This is a genomic window from Rhodoferax sp. (assembly GCF_018780565.1).
Classification (GTDB): Bacteria; Pseudomonadota; Gammaproteobacteria; order Burkholderiales; family Burkholderiaceae_C; genus Rhodoferax.
Genome location: NZ_JADMJN010000007.1, coordinates 130,883 through 156,335 on the forward strand (window position 1 = coordinate 130,883; position 25,453 = coordinate 156,335).

A 25,453-nucleotide genomic window follows, 5' to 3' on the forward strand; every position below is an offset into this window, starting at 1 on the left:
TAAACCATGAAAACATTTGCCGCACTGATCGCCATGTCACTCGTTTTTGTCTTGTCCGGCTGCAACACGGTCAAGGGCGTGGGCCAGGACCTGCAAAAAGCTGGCGAAAAGATTGAAGACGTGGCCAAAAAGAAGTAATCACGCACCATGCAAAAATTTACCCTGCACAAGGGGCTTGTGGCCCCGATGGACCGTGAGAACGTCGACACCGATGCGATCATTCCCAAGCAATTCCTGAAATCGATCCGCAAAACCGGTTTTGGCCAGAATCTGTTTGACGAATGGCGCTACCTGGACGCCGGCTTCCCTGGTCAGGACCCCACCAGCCGCAAGCCCAATCCGGACTTTGTGCTGAACCAGCCACGTTACCAGGGTGCGTCTATCCTGTTGGCACGCAAGAACTTTGGCTGCGGTTCGTCACGCGAACACGCGCCGTGGGCGCTGGACCAGTACGGATTCCGGGCCATTCTTGCCCCAAGCTATGCTGATATCTTCTTCAACAACAGCTTCAAGAATGGCTTGTTGCCCATCGTGTTGACGGAGGCCCAGGTGAGTCAGCTGTTCAATGAAGCAGCGGCATTCCCCGGCTATTCATTGACCATCGACCTGGAACGACAAGTCGTCGTCAAGCCCGATGGCACCGAGTTGCCCTTTGAGGTTCAGGCTTTTCGCAAGTACTGCCTGCTCAACGGTCTGGACGACATCGGCCTGACGCTGCGTCACGCTGACAAGATCAAGGCTTTCGAAGCCCAACGGCTTGCACAAAAACCGTGGCTTGCCCACACGTTGCTTGCTTAAGCAGCTCTACATTCAATAGCAAAAGCTCATCATGAAAATTGCAGTATTGCCAGGCGATGGCATTGGTACGGAGATCGTGGCCGAGGCCGTCAAGGTGCTCAACGCTCTCGACTTGAAGTTCGAGATGGAAACCGCGCTGGTTGGCGGTGCCGCCTACGAAGCCTACGGGCACCCGCTTCCAGAGGCGACCCTCAAGCTGGCTCAAGAAGCCGATGCCGTGTTGTTTGGCGCCGTGGGCGACTGGAAATACGACAAGCTTGAGCGCCCGCTTCGTCCCGAGCAGGCCATTCTGGGTTTGCGCAAGAATCTGGGGCTGTTTGCAAACTTCCGTCCAGCCATCTGCTACGAGCAACTGGTAGGCGCATCCAGCCTGAAGCCCGAACTGATCGCGGGGCTGGATATCCTGATCATTCGTGAACTGACAGGTGACATCTATTTCGGCCAGCCACGCGGTCGTCGCATCGCCACCGATGGACACTTCCCCGGAGCCGAGGAAGCCTTTGACACCATGCGCTATTCGCGCCCCGAGATTGAGCGTATTGCCCATGTGGCTTTCCAGGCCGCCCGCAAACGCAGCAAGCGAGTGACCAGCGTGGACAAAGCCAACGTGCTCGAGACTTTCCAGTTTTGGAAAGATGTGGTGACCGAAGTCGGCCAGCAATACCCCGATGTCGAACTCGACCATATGTATGTGGACAACGCCGCCATGCAGCTGGTTCGTGCGCCCAAGAAGTTTGACGTTGTTGTCACAGGCAATATGTTTGGCGACATCCTGAGCGATGAGGCGGCCATGTTGACCGGCTCCATTGGCATGCTGCCATCAGCGTCCCTGAATTCCAGCAACCAGGGGCTTTACGAGCCCAGCCACGGCAGCGCACCGGACATCGCGGGCAAAGGCATCGCCAATCCCCTGGCGACGATCCTGAGCGCGGCCATGATGCTGCGCTTCAGCTTGAACCAGGAAGCGGCGGCCCAGCGCATTGAAGACGCGGTGAAGGCCGTCCTGGCGCAGGGGCTGCGTACGGCCGATATCTTCAGCGAAGGCACGACCCGCGTCAGCACGGCCGAAATGGGCGCGGCGGTTCTCAAGGCCCTGAAATAGTTTCGCTTACAATTAAAAGATGCAACGCTACCCGCTCAGTCACCATCGGGAAATCACGCTTTCAATGAGCGCGGTTCCGGGTGGGAGCGTGTCGATCTTCGCTGCAAGTACCAAAACGACAACCATTAAAGGCTGACACAGCCCGGTTCGTCGCGCCCACCGGCCAGACGAGCCGGGCAGATGAAATCCTTGTATTTCGAATATCTGAAAGGGCAATATGATGAAAATTGGCAATCTGGTAGGTCTGGTGGGCTGGCGCGGCATGGTGGGTTCCGTGTTGATGGATCGTATGCAGTCCGAAGGCGACTTTGACCTGATCGAACCGGTCTTCTTCTCCACCTCCAATGCAGGCGGCAAAGCCCCTGCGCAGGCAAAGAACGAGACAAGCCTCAAGGATGCTTTTGACATTGACGCCCTCAAGAAGTGCGACATCATCATCAGCGCACAAGGTGGCGACTACACCACCGAAGTCTTCCCGAAACTACGCAGCGCTGGCTGGACCGGTCACTGGATTGATGCGGCTTCCACACTGAGGATGAATGACGATGCCGTCATCATTCTGGACCCTGTCAACATGCCAGTGATCAAGAATGCATTGGCCAAGGGTGGGAACAACTGGATTGGCGGCAATTGCACCGTCAGTTGCATGCTGATGGGCGTCGGCGCACTGTATAAGGCCGGATTGGTCGAATGGATGACCAGCATGACCTACCAGGCGGCGTCGGGTGGCGGCGCGCAGCACATGCGCGAATTGCTGACCCAGTACGGGACGCTCAATGCCGAGGTCAAGGGCCTGCTGGACGATCCCAAGTCAGCCATCCTGGAGATCGACCGCAAGGTTTTGCTGAAGCAACAATCCCTTAGCAGTGCAGAAACCGCCAATTTCGGCGTCCCCTTGGGCGGTAGCCTGATCCCCTGGATCGACAAGGACCTGGGCAACGGCATGTCCCGCGAAGAATGGAAGGGCGGCGCAGAAACCAACAAAATTCTAGGTCAAGGCGCAGCCTTCGGAACAGCAGAAACCCCTGTCGACGGCTTTTGCGTGCGCATTGGCGCCATGCGCTGCCATAGCCAGGCGCTGACCTTCAAACTCAAAAAAGATGTTCCCACTGCCGACATCGAAGCCATGATCGCTGCGGATAACGCATGGGTCAAAGTGGTGCCCAATACCCGCGAAGCCAGCATCCATGACCTGACCCCGGTGGCCGTGACGGGCACATTGGGCATCCCTGTGGGCCGGATCCGAAAGCTCGCCATGGGCCCGGAATACGTGGGTGCTTTCACGATTGGCGACCAGCTCTTATGGGGAGCTGCCGAGCCCCTGCGACGCATGTTGCGCGTTTTATTGGCAGCCTGAACCAGCTCTCAAACCAATCGACCGACCCAGAGTTGCGATATCGCGACGCTTGGTCGGTCGTTGTCGTTTGACAACAAAGAAACTGCTCTAACAAGTCTTGTTCCAGCCCGTTACAAAGTTAAAAGCTTTCTTAGCTTGTCAGCCTAACACATTGATGTTAAGGTACTTTTTACGTTTTGAGTATCAAGGCATTTGCTCGCATAATGAGACACTTTTCAAAAGCAGCCCGAACATCGGAGTCCACAAATTGATTGCTAAATCACATCGCTGGCAAAAAACCGCCATGGCGGCTGCCGCCGCGGCGGTTTTCGGCCTATGGGGAACGAATGCTGCAGCACTTTCTCTTGGCCGCATCACTGTGCAATCCGCTCTGGGCGAACCATTGCGAGCAGAAATTGACGTTCCAGATATCAATGCCGAAGAGGCCAACTCACTGAAGGCAGCAGTCGCTTTGCCAGAAGCCTTCAAGGCAGCAGGCCTGGAATACAACGCAGCCATGTCGGGTCTGCAAGCGACCCTGCAAAGACGTCCCGATGGCCGTGCCTATATACGTTTGAGCAGCGACCGGGCCATCAATGATCCCTTTGTAGACATGATCATTGAAGCCAGCTGGTCTTCCGGTCGCATTGTGCGTGACTACACCATGCTGTTTGACCCACCCAGTTTGCGTCAACCAGCACCGGCTGCTCCCACCAGCGCGCAGATTCCCTCTACGTCAGCAGTCAGCAGCAAAGCCGTGTCGGCCGCAACGCCAGGGCCTGCGTCAAAAGCCGCCCCCGTTGCCGAGCCGCGCAGAGCACCCGCCAAAGCGACCGTCAGCCCAGCCGTGGCCAAGACCTCTGTAGCCACAGGGGCCGAACAAGTCACCGTAAAGTCTGGTGACACCGCCAGCAAAATTGCAGCGGCCAACAAGCCATCCAGCGTATCCCTCGACCAGATGCTGGTGGCCTTGCTGCGCGCCAACCCGGATGCCTTTGTGGCCGGGAACATCAACCGCGTCAGGGCCGGTGCTGTGATGAACGTGCCAACGGCGGAACAAGCCGGGGCAACACCCGCTGCGGAAGCCACCCAGATCATTGTTGCGCAAAGCAAGGACTTCAACGATTTCCGCAGAAAGCTTGCGGGAAGTGCGCCCAGCGCTCAGGTGACAGCAACCGACCGCAGAGCCAGTGGCAGTGTGCAGGCCAACGTTGAGGACAAAAAGCCGACGACCACCGCGCCCGACAAGCTCACATTGTCCAAAGGGGCTGTTCAAGGAAAACCTGCCGAGGATCAGCTCGCCAAGGAACGCAGTGCCAAGGACGCAAGCACCCGGACCGCCGAGATTTCCAAAAACATCAGCGACCTCAGCAAACTCGGCGCGGCCTCTAGTGCGGTTGCGCCAGCGACTGCCACGCCAGTCCCTGCAACACCGTCAGTGCCAGTCACTGCGGCAACCCCAGCTGCCTCGGCCCCCGTGGCGCCGCCCGTTACGGCCAGCGTGGCACCAGCCGCTACAGCCAGTGCGGCTGCGCCCGCGCCAAAGCCTGCCGCATCAGCGCCAGCCAAACGTCCAGTCGTGGTTCCTGTGGTAACACCTGAACCCAGCATGGTCGATGAGTTGATCGACAACCCCCTCGTACCCGCCGGTGCCGTTGGTCTGGTTGCACTTCTGGCAGGCTTTGGGTTTTACCGGATGCGCCAGCGCAAGAACGCCACCCAGGTAGACAGCTCATTCCTGGAAAGCCGCTTGCAGCCTGACTCCTTTTTTGGTGCCAGCGGTGGACAGAGTGTCGACACCACTGACAGCAATGGTGCCACTGGCTCTTCCATGGTCTATTCACCCAGCCAACTCGACGCTGCGGACGATGTAGACCCCGTGGCCGAAGCCGACGTTTACCTGGCCTATGGCCGCGATATGCAGGCCGAAGAAATTCTGAATGAAGCCCTGCGCACCAACCCCGGACGTGTCGCTATCTATCAAAAGCTGTTGGACATTTTTGGCAAGCGACGCGATGCCAAATCCTTTGAACGGGTTGCCGCACAAGCCTTCAAAATCACAGGTGGCGACGGTCCTGAGTGGCAGCGCATGTCCGAGTTGGGCCTGAGCATTGATCCAACCAACCCTTTGTACCAGCCCGGTGGACAACCGAGTCAGGCTGATGACACACCGTCGCGTCCGGCGCCCCTTGACTATCTCAGCACACTGTCCACTGGCGCAGAATCGCCGGAAACGCCGCAAGCCGCTGCCGTGTCGGCTGGGGCGTCTACGGATCTTGACTTGGATCTGGACTTCTCACTGGACGAAGAGCCCGCAAGCGTTATCAGCGAGGCAAGCGCCAGCAGCAATGAACCCACGGTGAGCCTGCAAGCTGCAGCACCGACGGCAACGGATCTGGATCTCGACTTTGGAAGCACCACGGAAGCCTTTGAAGCACCGGCTGTGGCTGCCAATTCCGTCGAATTCACCTTGCCCGATCTGGAAATCCCAAGCAGTGACCTGAGTCTGCCATCGTCCGACAACGATGATTTCAAGCAGCAGGCGGCCACCAGCTTTGGCGCCACCAGCCCGGCACCTTTGACCGACTCCAAACCTGATGAAACCCCCGCAGGTCCAGATCTGGGCATGCTGGAGTTTGACCTGGGTTCCCTGTCGCTTGATCTGGAGGAGCCCCCAGAGGCTGACTCCACTTCCGGACCCAGTGCCAATGAAGACCCTCTTGCCACCAAGCTGGCCCTGGCCGAGGAATTCAGTGCAATTGGTGACGATGACGGCGCACGCGCCCTGATTGAAGAAGTCATCTCGGAAGCAACGGGTGATATGAAAATCAAGGCGCAACGCGCCCTGAGCAATCTTTGATCGGCTCGCTGCCCGACGGCGGCAATGACAGTGGTATGAACTTGCCGTGAGGTTGGCACTCGGAATCAGCTACAACGGGCAGGCTTACCAGGGCTGGCAGAGCCAGTTATCCGGTCAGACGGTTCAAGACCGCCTGGAAGCCGCCTTGGGCAAGTTCACGGCACACAAGGTATCAACCCTGTGTGCCGGCCGGACCGATGCCGGCGTTCACGGCCTGATGCAGGTTGTCCATTTTGATACCCCCCTGGAGCGTACCCTTTCTTCCTGGGTACGGGGGCCCAATTCATTTTTGCCGCGTGACATTGCAGTGGAATGGGCGCAGTCCGTACCAGACGAATTCCATTGCCGCGCCAGCGCCCTGTCGCGCCGTTATGCTTACATATTGCTGGAGTCAGCCGTGCGCCCCAGTATCGATGCTGGCCGCGTAGGCTGGGCATTTCGTCCACTGGACATGGATCAGATACAGCAGGCAGCCGCGCATTTGCTCGGAGAACACGATTTCACCTCATTTCGTGCTTCTGCCTGCCAAGCCTTGTCACCGGTCAAAACGCTACAACGCATTGAAATTTCGCGCCGCGGCGCCTACTGGCGATTCGAATTTGAGGCCAGCGCTTTCCTGCACCACATGATCCGCAACATCATGGGCTGCCTGATTGCGGTGGGGCAAGGGAAACAGCCACCAGACTGGATCAAGGACGTACTGCTGGCCCGGAATCGGGACGCCGCTGCACCGACGTTTTCCCCCGACGGCCTGTATTTTCTGGGTCCGCGCTACGCCTCGCACTGGGGCTTGCCCGATCGAACACCTGCGTATGATGGCTTGCCATGAACTCTGACCGCCTGTTTGCCCTGCGCACCCGCATCAAGATCTGCGGCCTTACCCGTGAGGCAGACGTTGACGCCGCGGTAGCCGCCGGGGCTGATGCCATCGGTTTTGTGCTTTATGACAAGAGCCCGCGCTATGTGTCACCCCAACGGGCGGCCGAACTGGCGCGGCGACTGCCGCCATTTGTCACGCCCGTGCTCCTGTTCGTCAACGAGGATGCTACCAAAATAATAGCTGCTTGCGAAGGTATTGCGGGGGCTACCGTCCAATTTCATGGTGAAGAAACACCAGCGCAATGTCTGAACGCAACACAACAGGGTGCGCGTCCTTTTCTGCGCGCAGCGCGCATTCCGATGGGCGAAGCCGGTGCTCAGTTCGATCTCGTAAAATACGCTCAAGATTTTTCACAGGCCCAGGCCATTTTGCTCGACGCGCATGTCGACGGGTATGGTGGTGGCGGGCAAACATTCAATTGGTCACTTCTGCCTCCAAACGTCAACGCTCACCTCGTCTTGAGTGGTGGACTGAACGCTGCCAACGTGACAGATGGCATCTTGCAGGTACGGCCGCGGTGTAAAACCCTGGCCGTTGATGTGAGCTCGGGGGTGGAGATGTCCGGTCCAGGAAACAAGGGCATCAAGGACCCCGAAAAGATCAACAGGTTTGTCGCCGCGGTGCGCGCTGCAGACAAACAACTTGTAGAAATGTCCCATGTTCCAATATCAACAACCTGACCCGACAGGCCACTTCGGGATTTATGGCGGAAGTTTCGTCTCGGAGACGCTGACGCACGCCATCAACGAACTCAAGGCTGCCTACGCCAAGTACCAGCATGACCCGGCATTCATCGCGGAGTTCAACTACGAACTGGCTCACTTCGTGGGTCGCCCCTCGCCGATTTACCACGCAGATCGCATGAGCCGCGAACAGGGTGGTGCACAGATTTTCCTCAAACGCGAAGACCTGAACCACACCGGCGCGCACAAGATCAACAACACCATCGGACAGGCCATGCTGGCCAAGCGCATGGGCAAACCACGCGTGATTGCCGAGACCGGCGCCGGCCAGCACGGGGTGGCCACGGCCACCATCTGCGCGCGTTACGGACTGGAATGCGTGGTGTACATGGGCAGCGAAGACGTCAAACGTCAAAGCCCCAACGTGTACCGTATGCATCTGCTCGGTGCCACGGTGGTGCCGGTCGAAAGCGGCAGCAGGACACTGAAGGACGCACTCAACGAAGCCATGCGCGATTGGGTGGCCAATGTGGACAACACGTTCTACATCATCGGCACGGTGGCGGGACCACACCCCTACCCCATGATGGTGCGTGATTTTCAGAGCGTTATCGGCACAGAGTGCCTGGTGCAGATGCCTGAAATGCTGCAGCGCCAGGGTTGCAAAAGCACACAGCCCGATGCGGTGGTGGCCTGTGTCGGTGGTGGTAGCAACGCCATGGGTATTTTTCACCCCTACATTCCGCATGAAAACACGCGCCTGATTGGCGTGGAGGCGGCGGGCGAAGGCATGGACACCGGCAGGCATTCCGCCTCCATCCAGCTCGGCAGCCCCGGCGTTTTGCACGGCAACCGCACCTATGTGCTACAGGACGACAACGGCCAGGTCACGGAGACCCACAGCATCAGTGCCGGGCTGGACTACCCCGGCGTTGGCCCCGAGCATGCATTCCTGCATGACATCGGCCGGGCTGAATACGTAGGCATTACGGACAAGGAAGCACTGGCAGCCTTTCACTACCTGTGCCGCACTGAAGGCATCATTCCCGCGCTGGAATCCAGCCACGCCGTCGCCTATGCAATGAAGCTGGCAAAAACCATGCGCCCGGATCAGTCGATCCTGGTCAATCTGTCGGGTCGCGGCGACAAGGACATCGGCACAGTCGCCGATTTGAGCCATGCAGATTTTTACTGCCGCCCCAGTTGCAAAGGCCAATCCGTGAAAGGAGGAGACACCTCCTCCCTGGGCGCCGTGGAACAGATCGTGCAGGTGGTCAAATGAGCCGCATTGCAAGCACTTTTGCCAAGCTGAAAACGCAGGGTCGCAAGGCGCTTATTCCCTATGTGACCGCTGGTTTCCCGTTTGCCGACATCACCCCTGCCCTGATGCACGCGATGGTGGCGGGCGGTGCCGACGTGATCGAGCTGGGTGTTCCCTTTTCCGACCCCAGCGCAGACGGTCCTGTGATTCAAAAAGCCGGCGACAAAGCTCTGGCCCAGGGCGTTGGCATGATGCAGGTGCTGGACATGGTGCGCAGCTTTCGCACCCAGGACGCGACCACCCCGGTGGTGCTGATGGGCTATGCCAACCCGGTGGAACGCTACGACCAGAAGCACAAGCGCAACGATGGCCAAAGCGCTTTCGTGGCGGATGCCGCTGCAGCTGGCGTCGATGGCGTGCTGATCGTCGACTACCCGCCCGAAGAATGCGAGGACTTTGCCGCCGAACTGAAAAGCCACGGCCTGGACCTGATCTTCTTGCTGGCCCCCACCAGCACCGATGAACGCATGCAACAAGTGGCTCGCGTGGCCAGTGGTTATGTCTACTATGTCTCGCTCAAGGGCGTGACCGGCGCGGGTACGCTGAACACCGCGGCGGTCGAGGCCATGCTGCCACGCATTCGCCGGCATGTGAGCGTGCCGGTGGGCGTAGGTTTCGGCATTCGTGACGCCGCCACCGCCCGCGCTATCGGCAATGTGGCCGATGCAGTGGTCATTGGCAGCAAAATCATTCAGCTGATTGATGAACAACCCCGCGACCAGGTGGCCCCGGTGGCCGAAAATTTCCTACGCGAAATCCGCACGGCACTGGATTCATAATCCAGTCCTGCCCTCCACATACCAAGGTGAACCTATGAGTTGGCTCGAAAAACTGCTCCCCCCCAAAATTCAGCAAACCAACCCGGCTGACCGGCGCAGCGTGCCGGAAGGTCTGTGGATCAAATGCCCCAGTTGCGAGGCGGTGCTGTATAAAACCGACCTGGAGCAAAACCAGAACGTCTGCCCCACCTGCAGCCACCACCATCGCATTGGCGCACGTGCCCGGCTGAACGTGTTTCTGGACAACGAAGGCCGGTTCGAGATCGGGCAGGAAGTGCTGCCCGTGGATGCGCTCAAGTTCAAAGACAGCCGCAAGTACCCCGAGCGCCTGAAGGAAGCCCTGGAAAACACCGGCGAGACTGACGCGCTGGTCGTTATGGGTGGCGCCGTGCACGGCATCGGCGTGGTAGCCGCGTGCTTTGAATTCGAATTCATGGGTGGCAGCATGGGCTCAGTGGTGGGCGAGCGCTTCGTGCGCGGGGTGCACACCGCCATTGAACAAAAAGTGCCGTTTGTCTGCTTCACTTCCACCGGCGGCGCGCGCATGCAGGAAGGCCTGCTCAGCCTGATGCAGATGGCCAAGACCAATGCATCCCTCACCCGCCTGGCGAAAAAAGGTCTGCCCTACATCAGCGTACTCACCGACCCCACCATGGGAGGCGTCAGTGCGGGATTCGCATTTTTGGGCGACGTGGTGATTGCCGAGCCCAAGGCCCTGATTGGCTTTGCCGGCCCACGCGTGATCGAGTCAACGGTGCGCGTGACCTTGCCCGAAGGCTTCCAGCGTGCCGAGTTCCTGCAAACCAAAGGCGCCATCGACTTCATTTGCGACCGCCGGGAACTGCGCAAAACCATCGCCAATAGCCTGGCGATGCTGCAACGCCAACCTGCCGACGCCGTGAACTGAACCCGATTCAGTTCAGGTCACCAGCAGGGCCAGTCCCTGCAGGTGACCCAATGCGATGGACGCGATCTGCAGCAGCACCAGCAACACCAGCGGCGACAAATCAACACCGCCCACCAGTGGGATGAGGCGACGGATCGGCGTCAGGGGTGGCGCGCACAAGCGCCCGATCACATCCGACATGACGGAGTGGGTCTGTACCCAGGACAGCACGGCATAAACGATCACGAGACCCGTGAGCCCCGAGATAGCCAGCCGCACCAAGCCAAACGCAGCCAGAATCGGCACAGCAAACAGGCCGCCGTCGGCGCCTGCAAGCAGCCACAACAATCCGAATTGAGCCAGTTGCAACAAATAGGCAGCGATCAGGCTGGCCATATCCCATCGCCCCAGAGCCGGCACCACGCGACGCAGCGGCAACACCAGCCAGTCGGTCAGGGCAAAGACAAAACGCCCCAGGGGATTACCCGAGCGGGAGGACATCGGAATCCGCTGGTACTGCATGTAAAGCCGCAACAGGCAGGCCCCGCCAAGCACACCGGCAAGGACCTCAAGCAAAAGGGAAATGATTTGGTAGAGCATAGGATTGGGGCGTAAATCTCACCGCATCATAGCGAGTGGGCCCGGGCCACTTAAAATCTACCCTTTCAGCCCCAAAATGGCTGTCCTCTGCCCTCCCCTTCGCTGCTCTTATTACTGCGCATCCCATGTCTGAACACACCACATCTCCCGCTCCCCAGGACGAAAACCAGCTGATTCTTGAGCGGCGCGAAAAACTCAAGGCCATTCGCCAACAACAAGCCGAGGGCAAGGGCGTTGCATTCCCCAACGATTTCAAACCCGCCGACCATGCGGTCGACCTGTTTGCTGCCCATGCCGGCCAGACACCCGAAGGCTTGATCGAACAAGGCAGTGTGGCCAAGGTTGCTGGTCGCATGATGCTCAAGCGCGTTATGGGCAAGGCCAGCTTTGCCACCCTGCAGGACAGCACCGGGCGCATCCAGATCTACATCAAGGGTGAGGACATCGGCGAAGAGTTGTACGCCAGCTTCAAGCACTGGGATTTGGGCGACATCGTTGCCGCCGAAGGCAAGGTCTTCAAGACCAAGACCGGCGAACTCTCCATCCATGCCACCCGCGTGCGCCTGCTGACCAAAAGCCTGCGCCCGATGCCCGACAAGTTCCACGGCATGAACGACCAGGAAGTGAAGTACCGCCAGCGCTACGTCGACCTGATGACCGACGAAGACGCCCGCAAACGCTTCACGGCGCGCAGCAGGGCCGTCAGCGGCATCCGTGAATTCATGGTGGCGCACAACTTCCTTGAAGTCGAAACGCCCATGTTGCACCCGATTCCCGGTGGCGCCAATGCCAAACCGTTCACAACACACCACAACGCGCTGGATCAGCAAATGTTCCTGCGCATTGCGCCGGAGTTGTACCTCAAGCGTCTGATTGTGGGTGGCTTTGATCGCGTGTTCGAAATCAACCGCAGCTTCCGCAACGAGGGCATTTCAGTGCGTCACAACCCCGAGTTCACCATGATGGAGTTCTACGCAGCGTACTGGGACTACCAGGACCTGATGACCTTCACCGAAGCCCTGATTCGCGATGCAGCCATGAAGGCGGTCGGCACACTGGAGCTGACCTACGGCGGCAAGGCAGTCGACCTGACACAGCCCTTTGAGCGCCTGACGATCCATGAAGCCATCTGCAAATACACCGAAGCCGGCCAGCCCCTGGACAATGGCGCAGGCCTGAAAGTGGACGACGGCGCCTGGCTCATCAACGCCCTGCGCAAGCTTGGCCTGTCAGAAGGCAAGAACAAGCTGTCCACCCGCTCGCTGGCCAGTCTGCAGGTTATGTACTTTGAAGAGACCGTGGAAGAGCAACTGTGGCAACCCACTTTCATCTGTGAGCACCCGGTTGAAATCTCGCCCCTGGCCCGGGCCAGTGACCACAAGCCGGGCGTGACCGAGCGCTTTGAGCTGTACATCACCGGCCGCGAGTTCGGCAATGGCTTCAGCGAACTGAACGATGCCGAAGAACAGGCCGCGCGCTTTCACGCCCAAGTGGCCGCCAAAGACGAGGGCGACGACGAAGCCATGTACTACGACCACGACTTCATTCGCGCCCTGGAATACGGCATGCCGCCCACCGGTGGCTGCGGCGTGGGTCTGGACCGGCTGATGATGCTGCTGACCGACAGCAGCAGCATTCGCGACGTGATCCTGTTTCCGGCCCTGCGTCGGGAAATTTAAAAAAAATTGGCCTCCAGCCTGCGTATCTGATTCATAGTAAGCTATGAATTCAATAGCATCCAAACCATTGAAGTACTTGCAGGGCTACGCACCTGACACACTGGCGCAGGTAGAGAAGCTTGTTGCCAGTGATCGCCTGGGCGAGTGGTTACTGGACAAATACCCCAGCAGCCACAGTGTTCGCACCGACAAGGCTTTGTACGACTATGTGCAGGAGCTCAGACAATCCTATTTGCGCGGCGCCGATCCACTGAGCAAAGTCGCCTTTGACAGCAAGCTGCACGTGGTCCAGCACGCTCTGGGCACGCACACCACCATCTCACGCGTGCAGGGCAACAAGCTCAAATCAAAGCGCGAAATCCGTATTGCCACCCTGTTCAAGGAAGTTCCACCCGAGTTTCTGAGAATGATCACGGTGCATGAGTTGGCCCACATCAAGGAGCGGGCCCACGACAAGCCCTTCTACAAGCTCTGCACCTACATGGAACCCGACTACCACCAATTGGAGTTTGAGGTGCGCATGTACCTGACCCACATTGAGACGTCCGGTACGCGTCTCTGGGGACAGCCAGGACCGGATGCGGTCTAGCCAACAGCTTGCGCCAGCAAACACCTACAACTGCAGAGAAATCTTATTCCTGTAGTATTCACCGGATACTCGTACTGAAGGGGTTTTCAGGTGAGCAAATCATCCGTCGAAAAATCCGTGGCCACGACTGAACCGCATCATTCATTGGACAACCGTCCAGTCGATGGACTGCTCAAGGACCTGGTCGCTCGCTTTGATCCCCAATTCCGGTACACATTCGTCAACATGGCGGTGGAACAGGCAACCGGACGATCAGCTCAGGAGTTTATTGGCAAAACAAACCAGGAAATGGGCATGCCCGCTGAACTGGTTGCGCTGTGGCACCGCAAGTTGAGTGACGTTTTCGAATCCGGAAAGCCGGCAGAGCTGGAATTTGATTTCCCCTCGCCAGACGGACCCAGGCATTTTGTTTCCCGTCTCACAGCAGAATTCTCACGAGAAGGAAACGTCACGTCCGTTGTCTCGGTGGCACAGGATGTGACGGAGGTAACCCGAATTCGTGAAAAAATTCAAAAGCTTGAAATGCTGCTGGAACAAGTCAGGGTTCGGGAACTGCAGGTTAGCAACACACTGGGCGCTGTGACGGCGGTGGAACATTTCCGAGCGATTGTTGAGTCTTCGGACGATGCCATCATCAGCAAGACACTGGATGGCATCGTCACCAGTTGGAACCCGGGCGCTCAGGCGGTCTTTGGCTATTCCGAGCCGGAGATGCTGGGCAAGCCCATGTTGATGCTTTTTCCGCCCGACAAAAGCGACGAGGAGCGCTTTATTCTCGAGAAGATTATGGAGGGCGAAAAGGTTGACCATTTTGAAACTACCCGGGTTCGAAAGGATGGGCAGCATATCAATGTCTCCGTCACTATTTCCCCCATCCGCGACGTCAGTGGGCGAATCATCGGCGCCTCCAAAATTGCCCGCGACATCACCCGGCGGCAACAACTGGAAATAGCCTCGCGTGAGTTCGAAGCCATTGTCCAATCCACTGACGATGCCATCATCGGGAAATCCCTGAAAGGGATCATTACAAGCTGGAACCGCGGCGCGGAACGCATGTTTGGCTATGCTGAGGCGGAGATGATCGGGCAACCCATTCTTCGCCTGCTTCCTAGTGATCGGGAAGGCGAGGAGTCGATCATTCTGGAGAAGATCAAAAGCGGGAGCATCGTTGATCACTTTGAAACCATCAGAATATGCAAGGATGGGCGGGCCATCGATGTCTCAGTGACGATCTCTCCGATCAGAAACATGGCTGGTGAGCTGGTGGGCGCCTCCAAGATAGCCCGCGACATCAGCGCTCAGAAATTCGCCATCAGGCAACTTCGGCTCACGGCCAGCGTTTTTACCAACACCAGTGAAGGCATTCTGATTACAGACCGGACCGGGACCATCGTGGAAGTCAATGAAGCGTTTTCCCGGATTACGGGGTATAGCAGGGACGAGGTTACCGGACAAAACCCTCGCATGTTTCGCTCCAGCCGGCAAGGACCAGAAGTGCTCCAGTCCATTCGAAAATCCTTGTTGAAATCTGGCGGCTGGAAGGGTGAACTGTGGAGCCGCCGAAAAAATGGCGAGGCCTACTCGGCCTGGCTCACGGTCAGCCGGGTGAACGGCAGCTCTGGACGGGTTCGAAATTATGTGGCCCTTTTTTCTGATGTCACGGTGCTGAAGCAGCAGCAGGAAGAGCTTGAGCATGGTGCACATTTTGACCCCCTCACCGATTTGCCCAACAGGCTCCTCCTGTCCGACCGTTTGAACCAGTCCATGACAATGTGTCAGCGACACCATCAAAGTCTGGCCGTGCTCTATCTGGATCTGGATGGCTTCAAGGCCATCAATGACCAGTTTGGCCATGAAGTGGGGGACGAATTGTTGATTGCGGTATCCAAACGCATGAAACTTGCCCTGCGGGATGTCGACACTTTGGCGCGCATTGGCGGGGATGAGTTTGTCGCGGTATTGGCCGACGTTGGCAGTATTCAAGCCTGCACCCATTTGGCCACGAGGGTTTTGACCGCCTGCGCTGAACCCGTGCGCATCCAGGGCAATGATTTGAAGGTGACCGCGAGCATTGGCATCACCATGTACCCCCAGGACAATGCTGAAGCGGACCAACTGATGCGTCACGCAGATCAGGCCATGTACGAAGCGAAACAGAGCGGGAAGAATAAATTCCATATATTCGATTCGGCGCAGGATGCAGAAGTCAAGAATCGCAGCATGCAGCAGGACCTCATTGCGCAGGGACTCTCCCGCCAGGAGTTCGTTTTGCACTACCAGCCCAAGGTCAACATGCGCACAGGGGCCGTCGTAGGTGTGGAGGCCCTCATTAGGTGGCAGCACCCCGACAGGGGACTCCTGGCACCAGGCGCATTTTTGCCTGCTATTGAAAAGCATCCCTTGATCGAGGTATTGGGATCCTGGGTTCTGGAGACTGCGCTCAAACAGATGAGCACCTGGAAATCGCAAGGACTGGTGCTGTCGGTGAGCGTCAATATTGCAGCCCGACAACTGCAGCAGGAAAGCTTCGCACGACATTTGTCGGAACTGCTGTCGAACTTTCCCACCGTCGATGCCCATTGCCTTGAACTGGAAATCCTTGAGACCAGCGCGCTGAACGATATCGGCTCGACCTCAACCATCATGCAGGAATGCCACCGCCTCGGCGTGCGCTTCGCGATTGACGATTTTGGAACCGGATACTCGTCATTGACCTACCTTAGACACCTCCCCGTGGAAACCTTGAAAATTGATCAAAGTTTCATCCGGGACATGCTGAGCGACCAAAACGACCTGTCAATCGTCAAGGGCGTCATTGGTTTGGCAACCGCATTTCAAAGGGAGGTGATTGCAGAAGGCGTGGAAACGGTCGCCCATGGGAAAAAACTCCTCGAGCTGGGATGCCACCTGGCTCAGGGGTACGAGATAGCCCGGCCTATGCCAGAAAATCAAATCCTCAACTGGTGTGCGACTTGGGCACCACCCGAAGAATGGACGCTGACTCGCGAATCAGGCGAGAACCTGGCCCGGAAATGAGATTGCGAAGCGTCGTTTGAGAGAAATGGCGGTTTTTCACGGCTCACATTGGCACTTTGGTCCTCTGCAGCAGACTGCAAAATTAGCTGTCCGCCAAAAATCCACTCACCCACGCCCCAAAAGCCATGTTGCTTAGTGTGTCGACAGGATCGGCGGACATTCTTCTTGAAAAGAATCTCGAAAAGCAAAAAGCCCTTGTAAATCATTGACTTACAAGGGCTTCAATACTTGGCGGAGTGGACGGGACTCGAACCCGCGACCCCCGGCGTGACAGACAGTAAATTATCAAAAATGCACCGACTTAGTGCAACCATTTGAGACGCTGTGAAACTCAACAATAATCTTCAAATAATTGATTTATAAAGACTTATTTATCAAATAGCGTCTCAAATGATCTAAGTCTGTTTTTTTCAAGCGCATGCAAAGTGTTCCCACGCTGTTCCCACGGAAGCGTTTTTTGGGGTATTCTGTTCCCATTACGCCGGGGGTAGCGGGTTAGCCAAACCCATGGGAACAGTGCCCACCCAAGCCCCCTTCGAACAATCTTCGCCAGGAGGCCTGAAATGGCACTGCACCAGTTGACCGATCGAGCAGTCAAGACCGCCAAACCAACGGACAAGGAACGACTGATCGCCGATGGCGGCGGTCTGTTCCTTCGCGTACTCCCCACCGGCTTCAAGTCGTGGCTGCTGGTGTACAGCTTTGATGGAAAGCGCAGCAAGCTCGCCCTTGGCAGCGCAACGGACGTGTCGCTCGCAGTTGTACGGGATACCGCTGCCCAGGAGCGCGCCCGCATTGCTGCTGGCGCTGATCCCCGCGTCGCCCTCATGGAGCGCGAGGCAGAGCAGACTGCACAGCGCGAAGCCCTCATTGCGGCGGAGACCCTGCGCAAGCGGGAAGCTGCCACACTGCAGGACATGTTCGACGCCTGGATTTCCAACGGGGTGCAACGCGCCGATGACAACGCGGAATTGCGCCGTACCTTCGAAAAAGACATCCTGCCAAAACTCGGCAAGCAGCCTGTACGCAGCATCACCGACACCGAACTGCGTGACGCGTTGCGCAAGGTTGGTCGACTTCGCAAACGCGGCCGCACGGCGGAGCGCATGCTGATCGAAGTGCGACAGATGTACCGCTGGGCCATCAAACGGCAACCTTGGAAGGCGCTGCTAACGGAAGGGAATCCGGCCGAACTGGTAGAGACCAAGCAGGTGGTTCCCACGGGGTACGAGCCCGTCATCCGCGAGCGCATCTTGCAGCCCGCCGAAATTCGCGAACTGCGTAGCATCTTTGCCGCAATGCAGGAGCAATACGATGCAGCTGACAACCGACGCAGCGCCGACCGCCCGCTGCAACGCGAAACGCAACTGGCTCTCTGGCTATGCCTAGGCACCGCATGCCGCATCGGCGAACTGATGATGGCTCGCTGGGAACACGTCGACCTCGACGCGGGCACCTGGTTCGTGCCACGTGAGAACACCAAAACACGCGTGGATTGGCAGGTCTACCTGTCGGACTTCGCGCTGCGCCATTTCAAGGCCCTGCACGAGATTACCGGCACAGGCGACGACAAAGGTGAATGGTGCTTCCCCGCCCGCCACCAAAAAGGGCACATTAACGTGAAGACCGTGTCCAAGCAGGTCGGCGACCGACAAATGCGGTTCAAGAATCGCAAGCCGCTCAAGAACCGACGCAATGACGACACACTGGTTCTTTCCAATGGGGGGAACGGCGAATGGACGCCGCACGATCTGCGCCGCACGGCAGCCACGATGATGCAGGCGCTGGGCGTGAGCCTGGACGTCATCGACCGATGCCAGAACCACGTGATGCCCGGCAGCAAAGTCCGTCGGCATTACATGCACCACGACTACGCTGAGGAGAAGCGCGACGCTTGGGGCAAACTGGGTGAGCGCATCAATGCGCTTCTGGCCGAGACCTGATTACCACCGCCAAGTCGTGCGAGCCCTGCCCTCGCAGCCAATTTGGACGGCTGCGTCTTGGTTCCAGCAATCTTGTCATCGGATCGATCAGGTGCCCGGTATCCACCAGGGTCGTCAATCCAGGCTTGGAGCGCCTTCGGCGTCCAGCCGCAGGCCCGTCCCCCCAAGTGCACGGGCGCCGGAAAAATACCGTCGGCAATGCGACGGTACACGGTCGCCCGGCTCAAAGCCGTGATGCGCATTACGTCGGCAATGCGGAAGAACGCAGGCGCGGCGGTCATGGCCTTTGCGGCGTCAATGCCGGACCTCTCGCCCCCTCCGGAATCGTTGGTAGACATGCAGAGCCCTCCTGAGAACATCAAGCCTGCAGCTTGCCATGGCGCACTTTGGATCACCACCTGTCCTGGCGTATTTCAGCGCAACGCCATGTCATCAGAAGGCCCGCGTAGAAAGAATCCGTCGCAGGAGTGGGCGAACCAGGCGGCATGCGACTTGGCGGCGCCAGGACTGTGGTGTTCCCAAATTTGGCATCACATTACCAAGATGTGCTCGTGAATTCGCCGCAGCAGGTCCTCAAACGGCGGCTGTCCTTGATAGTAAAGAGCCGCAGTCTTTGCGTATTCGGCTGCAAACAGTTGGCGCTTTTCGGCATCCTCCAAACGAAAAGCGGCGTTGCGCGCAATCGCAAGTTCATCACCGGAACGGAACCGTTGCTTTTTCCGCTCCTCGTACCCTGGCTGTCCGAGAAACGCCTGCACCTCGGGCATATCGAGAAGGCAGAAAACGTCATAGTAGTGGCGAAGGAAGTTCTTTGGGAAGGTATCGGACTCCGTCAAGCGCCGGTACTTCGTGGAAATGGTCTGCAGCTTTTCCACGAAGGTGTGCGTGGGTGCGTAGCACGCGACATTCAGCGCCCGGTTGTCGACGATCTTGACCCCACTCCCAATCGCTGCGTCATAGGCCCATGACGAGATTGTCACCGCTTGATTCGGTGCGGTGTCATCGAAGCCCAGCTCCAGCAGGATTCCGGTTTTGACTCCGCCCAACGCCTTGTTGACGGTCGGATAGCTCAGGCTGATGCCTGCGCTGCGCAGTTTTTCGTCGTCGAACGCGGTGTCTCTCTCGCTGCTTTTGATGCCTGGAATCTTGATTTCTTCCGCAAGCCAGTCGTAGAACACCCGCCGTGACTCCACATGTGCTGGCTTGTCATGGTTGCGACCTGTCTTGACCGGCATCCCCTCGGGTGGCTCGATCCTGATATCGATGTCCTCGGAAAACCGGTGGATGACGCCAAAGCCTTTCGAGAGTGACGTGCCACCCTTCAACTCAAAGCGGAAGCCTTGCGCCTGCAAGCCCCACAGACAGTGCATGATCCAGTAATCCTTTTCGACAAGCACAGGATCAATGCCCCGCTGGTCTGCGACCACGGCGATAAGTTGACCGAAGTCCCTGCGGTCGTGCAGGAAGTCAGGCATCTAGCCAACCTGCCAAGCGCTTTTTCGTCGCCACCGTGCCGTAGCTTTCGACAGCGCGTTGCAGTCGCTGGCGATCAAACGACGCTGCCCTACCCCTGCCACGAGCCAGAACTTCGGCCTTGTCTTCCGCCAACTCCCCGACGTTGTTCAGTGCATCGACGAACAGGAACTCAGGCGTGAGCTTCTTCGGGAAGCGTGGCTTCATGCGAAAGTCGAACTGCCGATTGCCGAGCTTGAACACACCGTGCCGCTTGTGGTTGTAAACCAAGGTGCGGTTGTAGAGCTGCGTGGTACCGAGGCCCGCCGAGTTGTACGCCGAAGGCGAGAACACCAAGAAGTCCTTGTCGCGCAAAAATGCCGCGACAAGCTCACCGTCGTCCGGCGGCAAGGCCCCGAAAGTCGAATTGCGCGGCGCGTAGTACAGCCCCGGTGCCAACTTGGTCAATTGCCCCCCATCAACCAACTCCCGAAGGTGGCGGTCTACGGCTTTTGAGAATGGCAGCAGATCTTCACGCCTATAAACACGCCCGGCGCGCAGTGCTCCCGCGAGTTGCGCCTTAGCGCCTCGATCAGGTTCAGCAGAGAATACGGCCGCATCAGTCATGACAGTTTTTTAATTGAAATTTCATGCATTCTAACGGATTGAGACTGAAACACAATGCACCTAAAACCCAAGAAACCCAGGCAATATTTAAATATTCCATAATTTCGGCATTGACTTTTTTAATTCCATTTTGATAGAATTCAGCTAAACCACCCCGGAGCACACACCTTGGCCAGACTAAACGTACAAAGCGAACGCGTACAACGCCTCATCGACGAGCGCGTGGTTCCGCTCTTCTTTGCCTACGGAAGCATTGCTGCCTTGACCAAGGCGCTCAATGCCGCGCTTCAAACCGCTGGTATTGCGGGCACACTACATCCCAATCGTCTCCACACCCTGCTGTCCAACGACTTGTCGAGGGGAGTAAACGATGCCACCATCGAGCTGACAGAACAAGCCGCAGAGTTTGCGCTGACCCAAGATGGATCAATCCTGAAGCGCGCCTCCAAAGCAATGGAGGATTTGCAACGCGAGGCTTCTCGGTTGCATTTGTTCGCTGGTGCCACAGGAAATGAAGCAGGGGAACGTATGGGCCTCCCAGCCGCCGTGGCAATAAGACTGCTGCCTGGCAACACTGAAACACCGCCCCTCCGTGGCTCGACAGCTATGTCAGCCGAAGAAATTCCGGATCACCGGCAACTGCCGCCTGACTGGAGCTACCAAGACACGGCCGTAGCCCGCTGTATAGAAGCTTTTGGCAAGCGACCCAACGGTCGAATTGGGTTGATTCTGCCAACCGGCGCAGGCAAAACACGAACTGCATTGCGCATCGTGTTGACAATGCTTGAGAAGTCCCGCGATCCGAAAGCCCCGGTTTACTGGGTCACTCACCGGCGCAACCTACGCGAGCAGGCCTACCGAGAACTGCAGAAACTCATCGCGGAAGGACATGAACAAATCACCGCTGAACGACTAACCGAACTCGCCAATCGAATCAAGTTCGTGATGGTTGGAAATCTGACACCCCTGCTTGAAGGGGCTGCCGTCAAACCTACGTTAATCGTAGTCGATGAGGCCCATCACGCTGCGGCCCCTTCATACGGGCCTGTGTTTGCAAATCCATGGAGCGCCCCAGTTCTACTGCTGACTGCTACGCCAAACCGCAGTGACAGTCTGCCAATCGGCATCGACGAAATCGCTTTTACCATCACCTATCGTGAACTGGCCGAACGACGAGCAGTACTTACACCAAAATTCCTTGACCTGCCTGTCGAGAATTTTGATTGGTCGTCTGAAGCGGTCGATGACCTGGCTGACTACATCATTGATCGCACCACCTCAGAATTCACCAAGGTGCTGGTACTCGCACCTCGTGTCGACCGTGTGGAAGAGTTCTACCGCGCGCTTATGGATCGCTTGCCAGACGATCATCCATTGGAGGTCGAAGACCTCGGCTACGTGCACGGCACAGGTAATTCCTTGAGCGTTGGCAACGAGGATTTTCTTGCTCGCTTCAGCAACAAACCACGTGCCATACTCGTCTCAGCACAACTCCTGCTTGAAGGATTCGACGATCCCGGCATCAACACTGTGGTGTTGACCTATCCGTCGACCAGCGTAATCCGCCTCATGCAAGCAGCGGGCCGCTGCGTTCGCTACGCACCAGACAAGCGAGCGGCATATGTGGTGCAAGCACGGAATGACAGCCTCGCATATCACTTCGATCAGCGATGGCTATATCAGGAGATCGACGACTTTCTTCGTCCTCAACTAAAAGACATTGAGTACGGCAGCGCTGTCATCCTTAAAGAAGCCGTGACCGCTCTGATGCACGATCACAACGTCGATACGGGCGTCATTCAACGCCTACTCTATCGCCTCGATGCGATCGCGCCCGGCGAAACATGCCGCTTGTTCCTCTATGGTCTCCCCTATTTCGGAGCCAAAGACAGTTTTGATCGTGACGCACGATGGGGTGCCACGCTCGAAACACCTGAAACATCGATGATGTTGCGCACCCTCTTCAATGGCTTCTGTGCACTCGGTGCGGACCTATCCGATCCATCCGACTACCTTGTACGTCATGGTGCCACGCATGGCGTCGCGAGAAATGTAGCTACTGGAAGCCAGTGGCTAGAGATGATGGGGCTCCTCACAGCAAGCTACTTCGCTAAGCGTGAAGTGCATGGCCCGGCGTCAATCGATACTACGGAGAGTCGCCCGTACCGTCCGAATGGTGCCACGACATGGCTGAAGTACGTATCACTCACCTTCCGACCGGCCGTGCCAGCCGCTCTCTCAGCATTCCTCGGCGATTGCCACAACGCCGCTCAAATTGAAGCGCTATACCTTACGCGACCGGCAGACCATGCAGCGGTCGTAAAGGTGCCGTTACCCCTCGGCGGTTCGGAGGCATTTTTGCTCGACGATGCAGGGAAGGTCGAATTGGACATAGCAACCTCGTTATTGCGAACGAAACTGACCGAAGTAGCGCCACAAGATCAGTTTGGTGCTCTCGCCGCCTTCATGGCAGGAGCGCCATATCGGGCCTTACCAATGCGGCTGCTATTACGAACAGAGTTTCTGGTGGGTACCGCTGATCGAGCACAGCGAGTCCTGACTCTGCTTGAACCAATGATTCACGAACCGAAAGAAGTCACCCATGATTAAAAAAATGACCCCAATCAGCGAACTCAGCGACGCAACCAACGTCTCTTTCGACAAAATCCATCTGGACCCAAACAATCCACGCATAGCACCGGAGAATCCTCCCGGCTACAACGAGCCGGACCTGCTATTCACCGACGACCTTCAAGGTGCGCTTGAGGCACGAGTCCGTGCCGTCTACAACGTCGCGGACCTGGAAGAGTCCATTCTCGCGCACGGCTGGGTTCCCATCGACTCGATCATTGTTTGGGAACACCCCAAGAGGCCGGGGCACTACGTTGTCGTGGAGGGAAATACCCGGACAGTCGCACTGCGCTCACTTCGTGGCGAGCGAATGGAGCGCGAACGCAAGAAGCTCGAAAAGTTGAAGAAGTCCCCTTCGGGGTTCGAAGAAGATTTGCGTGTACAGCAAGAAACAGTAGACAGACTTGAGGAAATTACAAAACAGACCGATATGTTGCGGGTGTTCCCTGTTGCTGCAAAGTCAGTTGAGGAACTGCAATCGGTCTTGCCTCGTTTACTCGGCGTTCGCCACATCAGTCATGCACAGGAATGGAAGCCTTACGCAACCAACCTCTATATTCTTTCCCTCTACGAGCGTCTATTCCGGGATCGGCACGGCAAGAAAGTAGCTCTTCGTCTTGAAGATGACTTGGTTAACCACGTCGCATCAATGGTATCCCTTCGGATACCACAAACCCGGAGAAATATCCAAGCCGCTTCCGCCTTCACGCACTTCAAACGTGATTTCGATGACCGTGTTCCCGAAGGGGAGCCGTTAACCAAAGAAGATCACTACTTCTTCGAGATCATCTTCGAAAAGCCTTTTCTGCGAGATCAGTTCAAAGTCAAGCAAGACTCCTTACGCCTTCCCAAAGAGTCTGAGGAAGTCTTATTCAATTGGTCATTTGCAAAGCCGCGAAATGGCAAGGGCGATGACAACGAGAACATCTTCTACAAAGCCGAAAGTCTCCGCCTCTGGAATGACATGGCGAGGTACGACGCTAAGTCCCAAACCAACTTTGCCAAGCAACTGGACGTCGAGGCCCCTGAGACAGCTCGACCAATCCGAGTGACCGAGGCCGAATTCTTGCAGCACAAAACTCAGCGCACACCAATTGATGTTCTGACTTCACTTCTGAAAGCGCTGCATGAACTCAAGGTCGACACACTTATCTCCCAACAGGAGCATCTGGCGCCAATTCTTGATTCAGCTTCGCAACTAATCGGCAGGTATCAACGAATGATGAAAGCGGTTGCGGAGTAACTGAAAATACCATATCCGACGGAATACATATTTGCAAGATTCGACTATTGCACCGAAGTTGAAAGAAAGTAAGCGGCATGCTGCTCAGTGGTACGCGCTTCACGGATGGGTATAACCCGACGAGCGGCACTCAACGGCCTCCGATCAAACCGACATGTCATCACAAGAGAGCACAGTCAATATGACAATCATCGAAGCGATCAAGACAGTAATGCTTGAGGCGAAGCAGCCTCTCACTGCACGCGAGGCCTATGCTGCGATTGTCGCAAAGTCGCTGTATGTCTTTCACGCAAAGGATCCGCAGCATGTCGTGTTAATGCAGATTCGCCGACATTGTTTCGGCATCGATTTTCCAAGTGCGTCGTCCACGAAGCACTTCGAGCTCAATGGCGATAATCGCTTCTTTCCGTTACCCGTAGAATGCCGTACAAAGCGAGTGACACGAAACAGATCGGGCTCCAAAGTGGCGACCACGGTCGAAGCAGAAGTCGAACCCGTAAACTCTCTAACCAGTGTCGAGAAGGGTCTATGGATACTCCATAGCCAGTACTTGGACATATTCCGGAAACACATGCTGAGTGAGTTAAAAAAACTCACTCCATCCGGCTTTGAAGAGTTCTCCCGCGACCTGCTAGCCGCATACGGCTTTGAAGATACTCGTGTAACCAGAGTTTCGCGCGATGGCGGAATTGATGGGCACGGGAAGCTCAAAGTCGGCCTTGCGCATCTGAACGTCGCATTTCAATGTAAAAAATGGGGCAAAGGAAACATCCAACGCCCGGAGATAGATAAATTTCGCGGAGCTAGTCAAGGCGCATACGAACAGGGAATTTTCTTTACGACGACGTCGTTCTCTGAGGGTGCCATTGCTGCGTCTATACAGCGAGGAGCAATACCAATCATCCTCATCGATGGAAATGCCATCGTGAATCTTATGGTTGAACGAAAATTTCGCGTTGAATCCAATGTAATGGAAATTCCCGCCTTCGCACTTTGAATTCGCACCGT

General features: G+C 57.0%; 21 protein-coding genes. 17 read left to right on the forward strand and 4 right to left on the reverse strand.

From position 1 onward, the window contains the following. Window positions 1–6 precede the first annotated feature (6 nt). The 10 genes from IV109_RS11520 (at window position 7) to accD (ending at window position 10,666) form a co-directional block, all read left to right on the forward strand. On the forward strand, window positions 7–138 hold the full coding sequence (locus IV109_RS11520; RefSeq protein WP_296696422.1) for an entericidin A/B family lipoprotein: 132 nt from the start codon (window positions 7–9) through the stop codon (window positions 136–138). Window positions 139–147: 9 nt separating this feature from the next. Beyond that, complete coding sequence (gene leuD / locus IV109_RS11525; protein ID WP_296696423.1) at window positions 148–798, forward strand: 3-isopropylmalate dehydratase small subunit; 651 nt, start codon at window positions 148–150, stop codon at window positions 796–798. A 31-nt stretch (window positions 799–829) separates the two neighbouring features. Next, complete coding sequence (leuB, locus tag IV109_RS11530) at window positions 830–1,900, forward strand: 3-isopropylmalate dehydrogenase (protein ID WP_296696424.1); 1,071 nt, start codon at window positions 830–832, stop codon at window positions 1,898–1,900. 226 nt (window positions 1,901–2,126) lie between these two features. Next, window positions 2,127–3,257 carry an aspartate-semialdehyde dehydrogenase gene (gene asd / locus IV109_RS11535; protein ID WP_296696553.1) on the forward strand — a complete coding sequence of 377 codons (1,131 nt, stop codon included), beginning with the start codon at window positions 2,127–2,129 and terminating at the stop codon, window positions 3,255–3,257. A gap of 247 nt (window positions 3,258–3,504) precedes the next feature. After that, complete coding sequence (locus IV109_RS11540) at window positions 3,505–6,096, forward strand: FimV/HubP family polar landmark protein (protein WP_366834237.1); 2,592 nt, start codon at window positions 3,505–3,507, stop codon at window positions 6,094–6,096. Between the two features lie 46 nt (window positions 6,097–6,142). Next, window positions 6,143–6,925 (forward strand): tRNA pseudouridine(38-40) synthase TruA, encoded by a 783-nt coding sequence (gene truA / locus IV109_RS11545; RefSeq protein ID WP_296696427.1) that lies wholly within the window; start codon window positions 6,143–6,145, stop codon window positions 6,923–6,925. Continuing rightward, window positions 6,922–7,656, forward strand: a complete 735-nt coding sequence (locus IV109_RS11550; protein WP_296696430.1) for a phosphoribosylanthranilate isomerase — start codon at window positions 6,922–6,924, stop codon at window positions 7,654–7,656. The genes truA and IV109_RS11550 overlap by 4 nt, the downstream gene beginning before the upstream one ends. After that, window positions 7,634–8,941 carry a tryptophan synthase subunit beta gene (trpB, locus tag IV109_RS11555; RefSeq protein WP_296696434.1) on the forward strand — a complete coding sequence of 436 codons (1,308 nt, stop codon included), beginning with the start codon at window positions 7,634–7,636 and terminating at the stop codon, window positions 8,939–8,941. Before IV109_RS11550 ends, trpB begins: the two co-directional genes overlap by 23 nt. Beyond that, on the forward strand, window positions 8,938–9,759 hold the full coding sequence (trpA, locus tag IV109_RS11560) for a tryptophan synthase subunit alpha (protein WP_296696436.1): 822 nt from the start codon (window positions 8,938–8,940) through the stop codon (window positions 9,757–9,759). The genes trpB and trpA overlap by 4 nt, the downstream gene beginning before the upstream one ends. A 34-nt stretch (window positions 9,760–9,793) precedes the next feature. Continuing rightward, entirely contained in the window at window positions 9,794–10,666 is an 873-nt protein-coding gene (gene accD, locus IV109_RS11565) for an acetyl-CoA carboxylase, carboxyltransferase subunit beta (RefSeq protein ID WP_296696438.1), read from the forward strand. A gap of 12 nt (window positions 10,667–10,678) precedes the next feature. Here accD and IV109_RS11570 read toward each other — a convergent pair whose 3' ends face one another. After that, window positions 10,679–11,245, reverse strand: a complete 567-nt coding sequence (locus tag IV109_RS11570; RefSeq protein WP_296696441.1) for a YggT family protein — start codon at window positions 11,243–11,245, stop codon at window positions 10,679–10,681. Between the two features lie 125 nt (window positions 11,246–11,370). On the opposite strand from IV109_RS11570, the gene lysS reads away from it, so the two are divergent. From lysS to IV109_RS11590, 4 genes are all read left to right on the forward strand, one after another. Then, a complete protein-coding gene (lysS, locus tag IV109_RS11575; protein WP_296696444.1) occupies window positions 11,371–12,924 on the forward strand; it encodes a lysine--tRNA ligase in 1,554 nt (517 codons plus the stop codon). Between the two features lie 43 nt (window positions 12,925–12,967). After that, a complete protein-coding gene (locus IV109_RS11580; RefSeq protein WP_296696447.1) occupies window positions 12,968–13,513 on the forward strand; it encodes a YgjP-like metallopeptidase domain-containing protein in 546 nt (181 codons plus the stop codon). 90 nt (window positions 13,514–13,603) lie between these two features. Next, on the forward strand, window positions 13,604–16,549 hold the full coding sequence (locus IV109_RS11585; RefSeq protein ID WP_296696452.1) for a PAS domain S-box protein: 2,946 nt from the start codon (window positions 13,604–13,606) through the stop codon (window positions 16,547–16,549). Between the two features lie 563 nt (window positions 16,550–17,112). Next, window positions 17,113–18,492, forward strand: coding sequence for a site-specific integrase (locus IV109_RS11590; protein ID WP_296696453.1), 1,380 nt, complete (start codon window positions 17,113–17,115; stop codon window positions 18,490–18,492). Here the strand turns inward: IV109_RS11590 and IV109_RS11595 are convergent. The 3 genes from IV109_RS11595 to IV109_RS11605 all read right to left on the reverse strand — a co-directional run bounded on the left by IV109_RS11595 (window position 18,420) and on the right by IV109_RS11605 (window position 20,571). Next, entirely contained in the window at window positions 18,420–18,830 is a 411-nt protein-coding gene (locus IV109_RS11595) for an AlpA family phage regulatory protein (protein ID WP_296696456.1), read from the reverse strand. The genes IV109_RS11590 and IV109_RS11595 overlap by 73 nt on opposite strands. A 192-nt stretch (window positions 18,831–19,022) precedes the next feature. Further along, window positions 19,023–19,967: a nucleotidyl transferase AbiEii/AbiGii toxin family protein gene (locus IV109_RS11600; protein WP_296696458.1), complete on the reverse strand. Its 945-nt coding sequence runs from the start codon at window positions 19,965–19,967 to the stop codon at window positions 19,023–19,025. Next, a complete protein-coding gene (locus IV109_RS11605; protein WP_296696460.1) occupies window positions 19,960–20,571 on the reverse strand; it encodes a hypothetical protein in 612 nt (203 codons plus the stop codon). The genes IV109_RS11600 and IV109_RS11605 overlap by 8 nt, the downstream gene beginning before the upstream one ends. Window positions 20,572–20,739: 168 nt before the next feature. On the opposite strand from IV109_RS11605, the gene IV109_RS11610 reads away from it, so the two are divergent. The 3 genes from IV109_RS11610 to IV109_RS11620 all read left to right on the forward strand — a co-directional run bounded on the left by IV109_RS11610 (window position 20,740) and on the right by IV109_RS11620 (window position 25,442). After that, window positions 20,740–23,181: a DEAD/DEAH box helicase family protein gene (locus IV109_RS11610; RefSeq protein ID WP_296696463.1), complete on the forward strand. Its 2,442-nt coding sequence runs from the start codon at window positions 20,740–20,742 to the stop codon at window positions 23,179–23,181. Further along, window positions 23,174–24,445: a hypothetical protein gene (locus IV109_RS11615; protein ID WP_296696466.1), complete on the forward strand. Its 1,272-nt coding sequence runs from the start codon at window positions 23,174–23,176 to the stop codon at window positions 24,443–24,445. The genes IV109_RS11610 and IV109_RS11615 overlap by 8 nt, the downstream gene beginning before the upstream one ends. A gap of 181 nt (window positions 24,446–24,626) precedes the next feature. Next, window positions 24,627–25,442, forward strand: coding sequence for a restriction endonuclease (locus IV109_RS11620; RefSeq protein WP_296696468.1), 816 nt, complete (start codon window positions 24,627–24,629; stop codon window positions 25,440–25,442). Window positions 25,443–25,453: the final 11 nt, after the last annotated feature.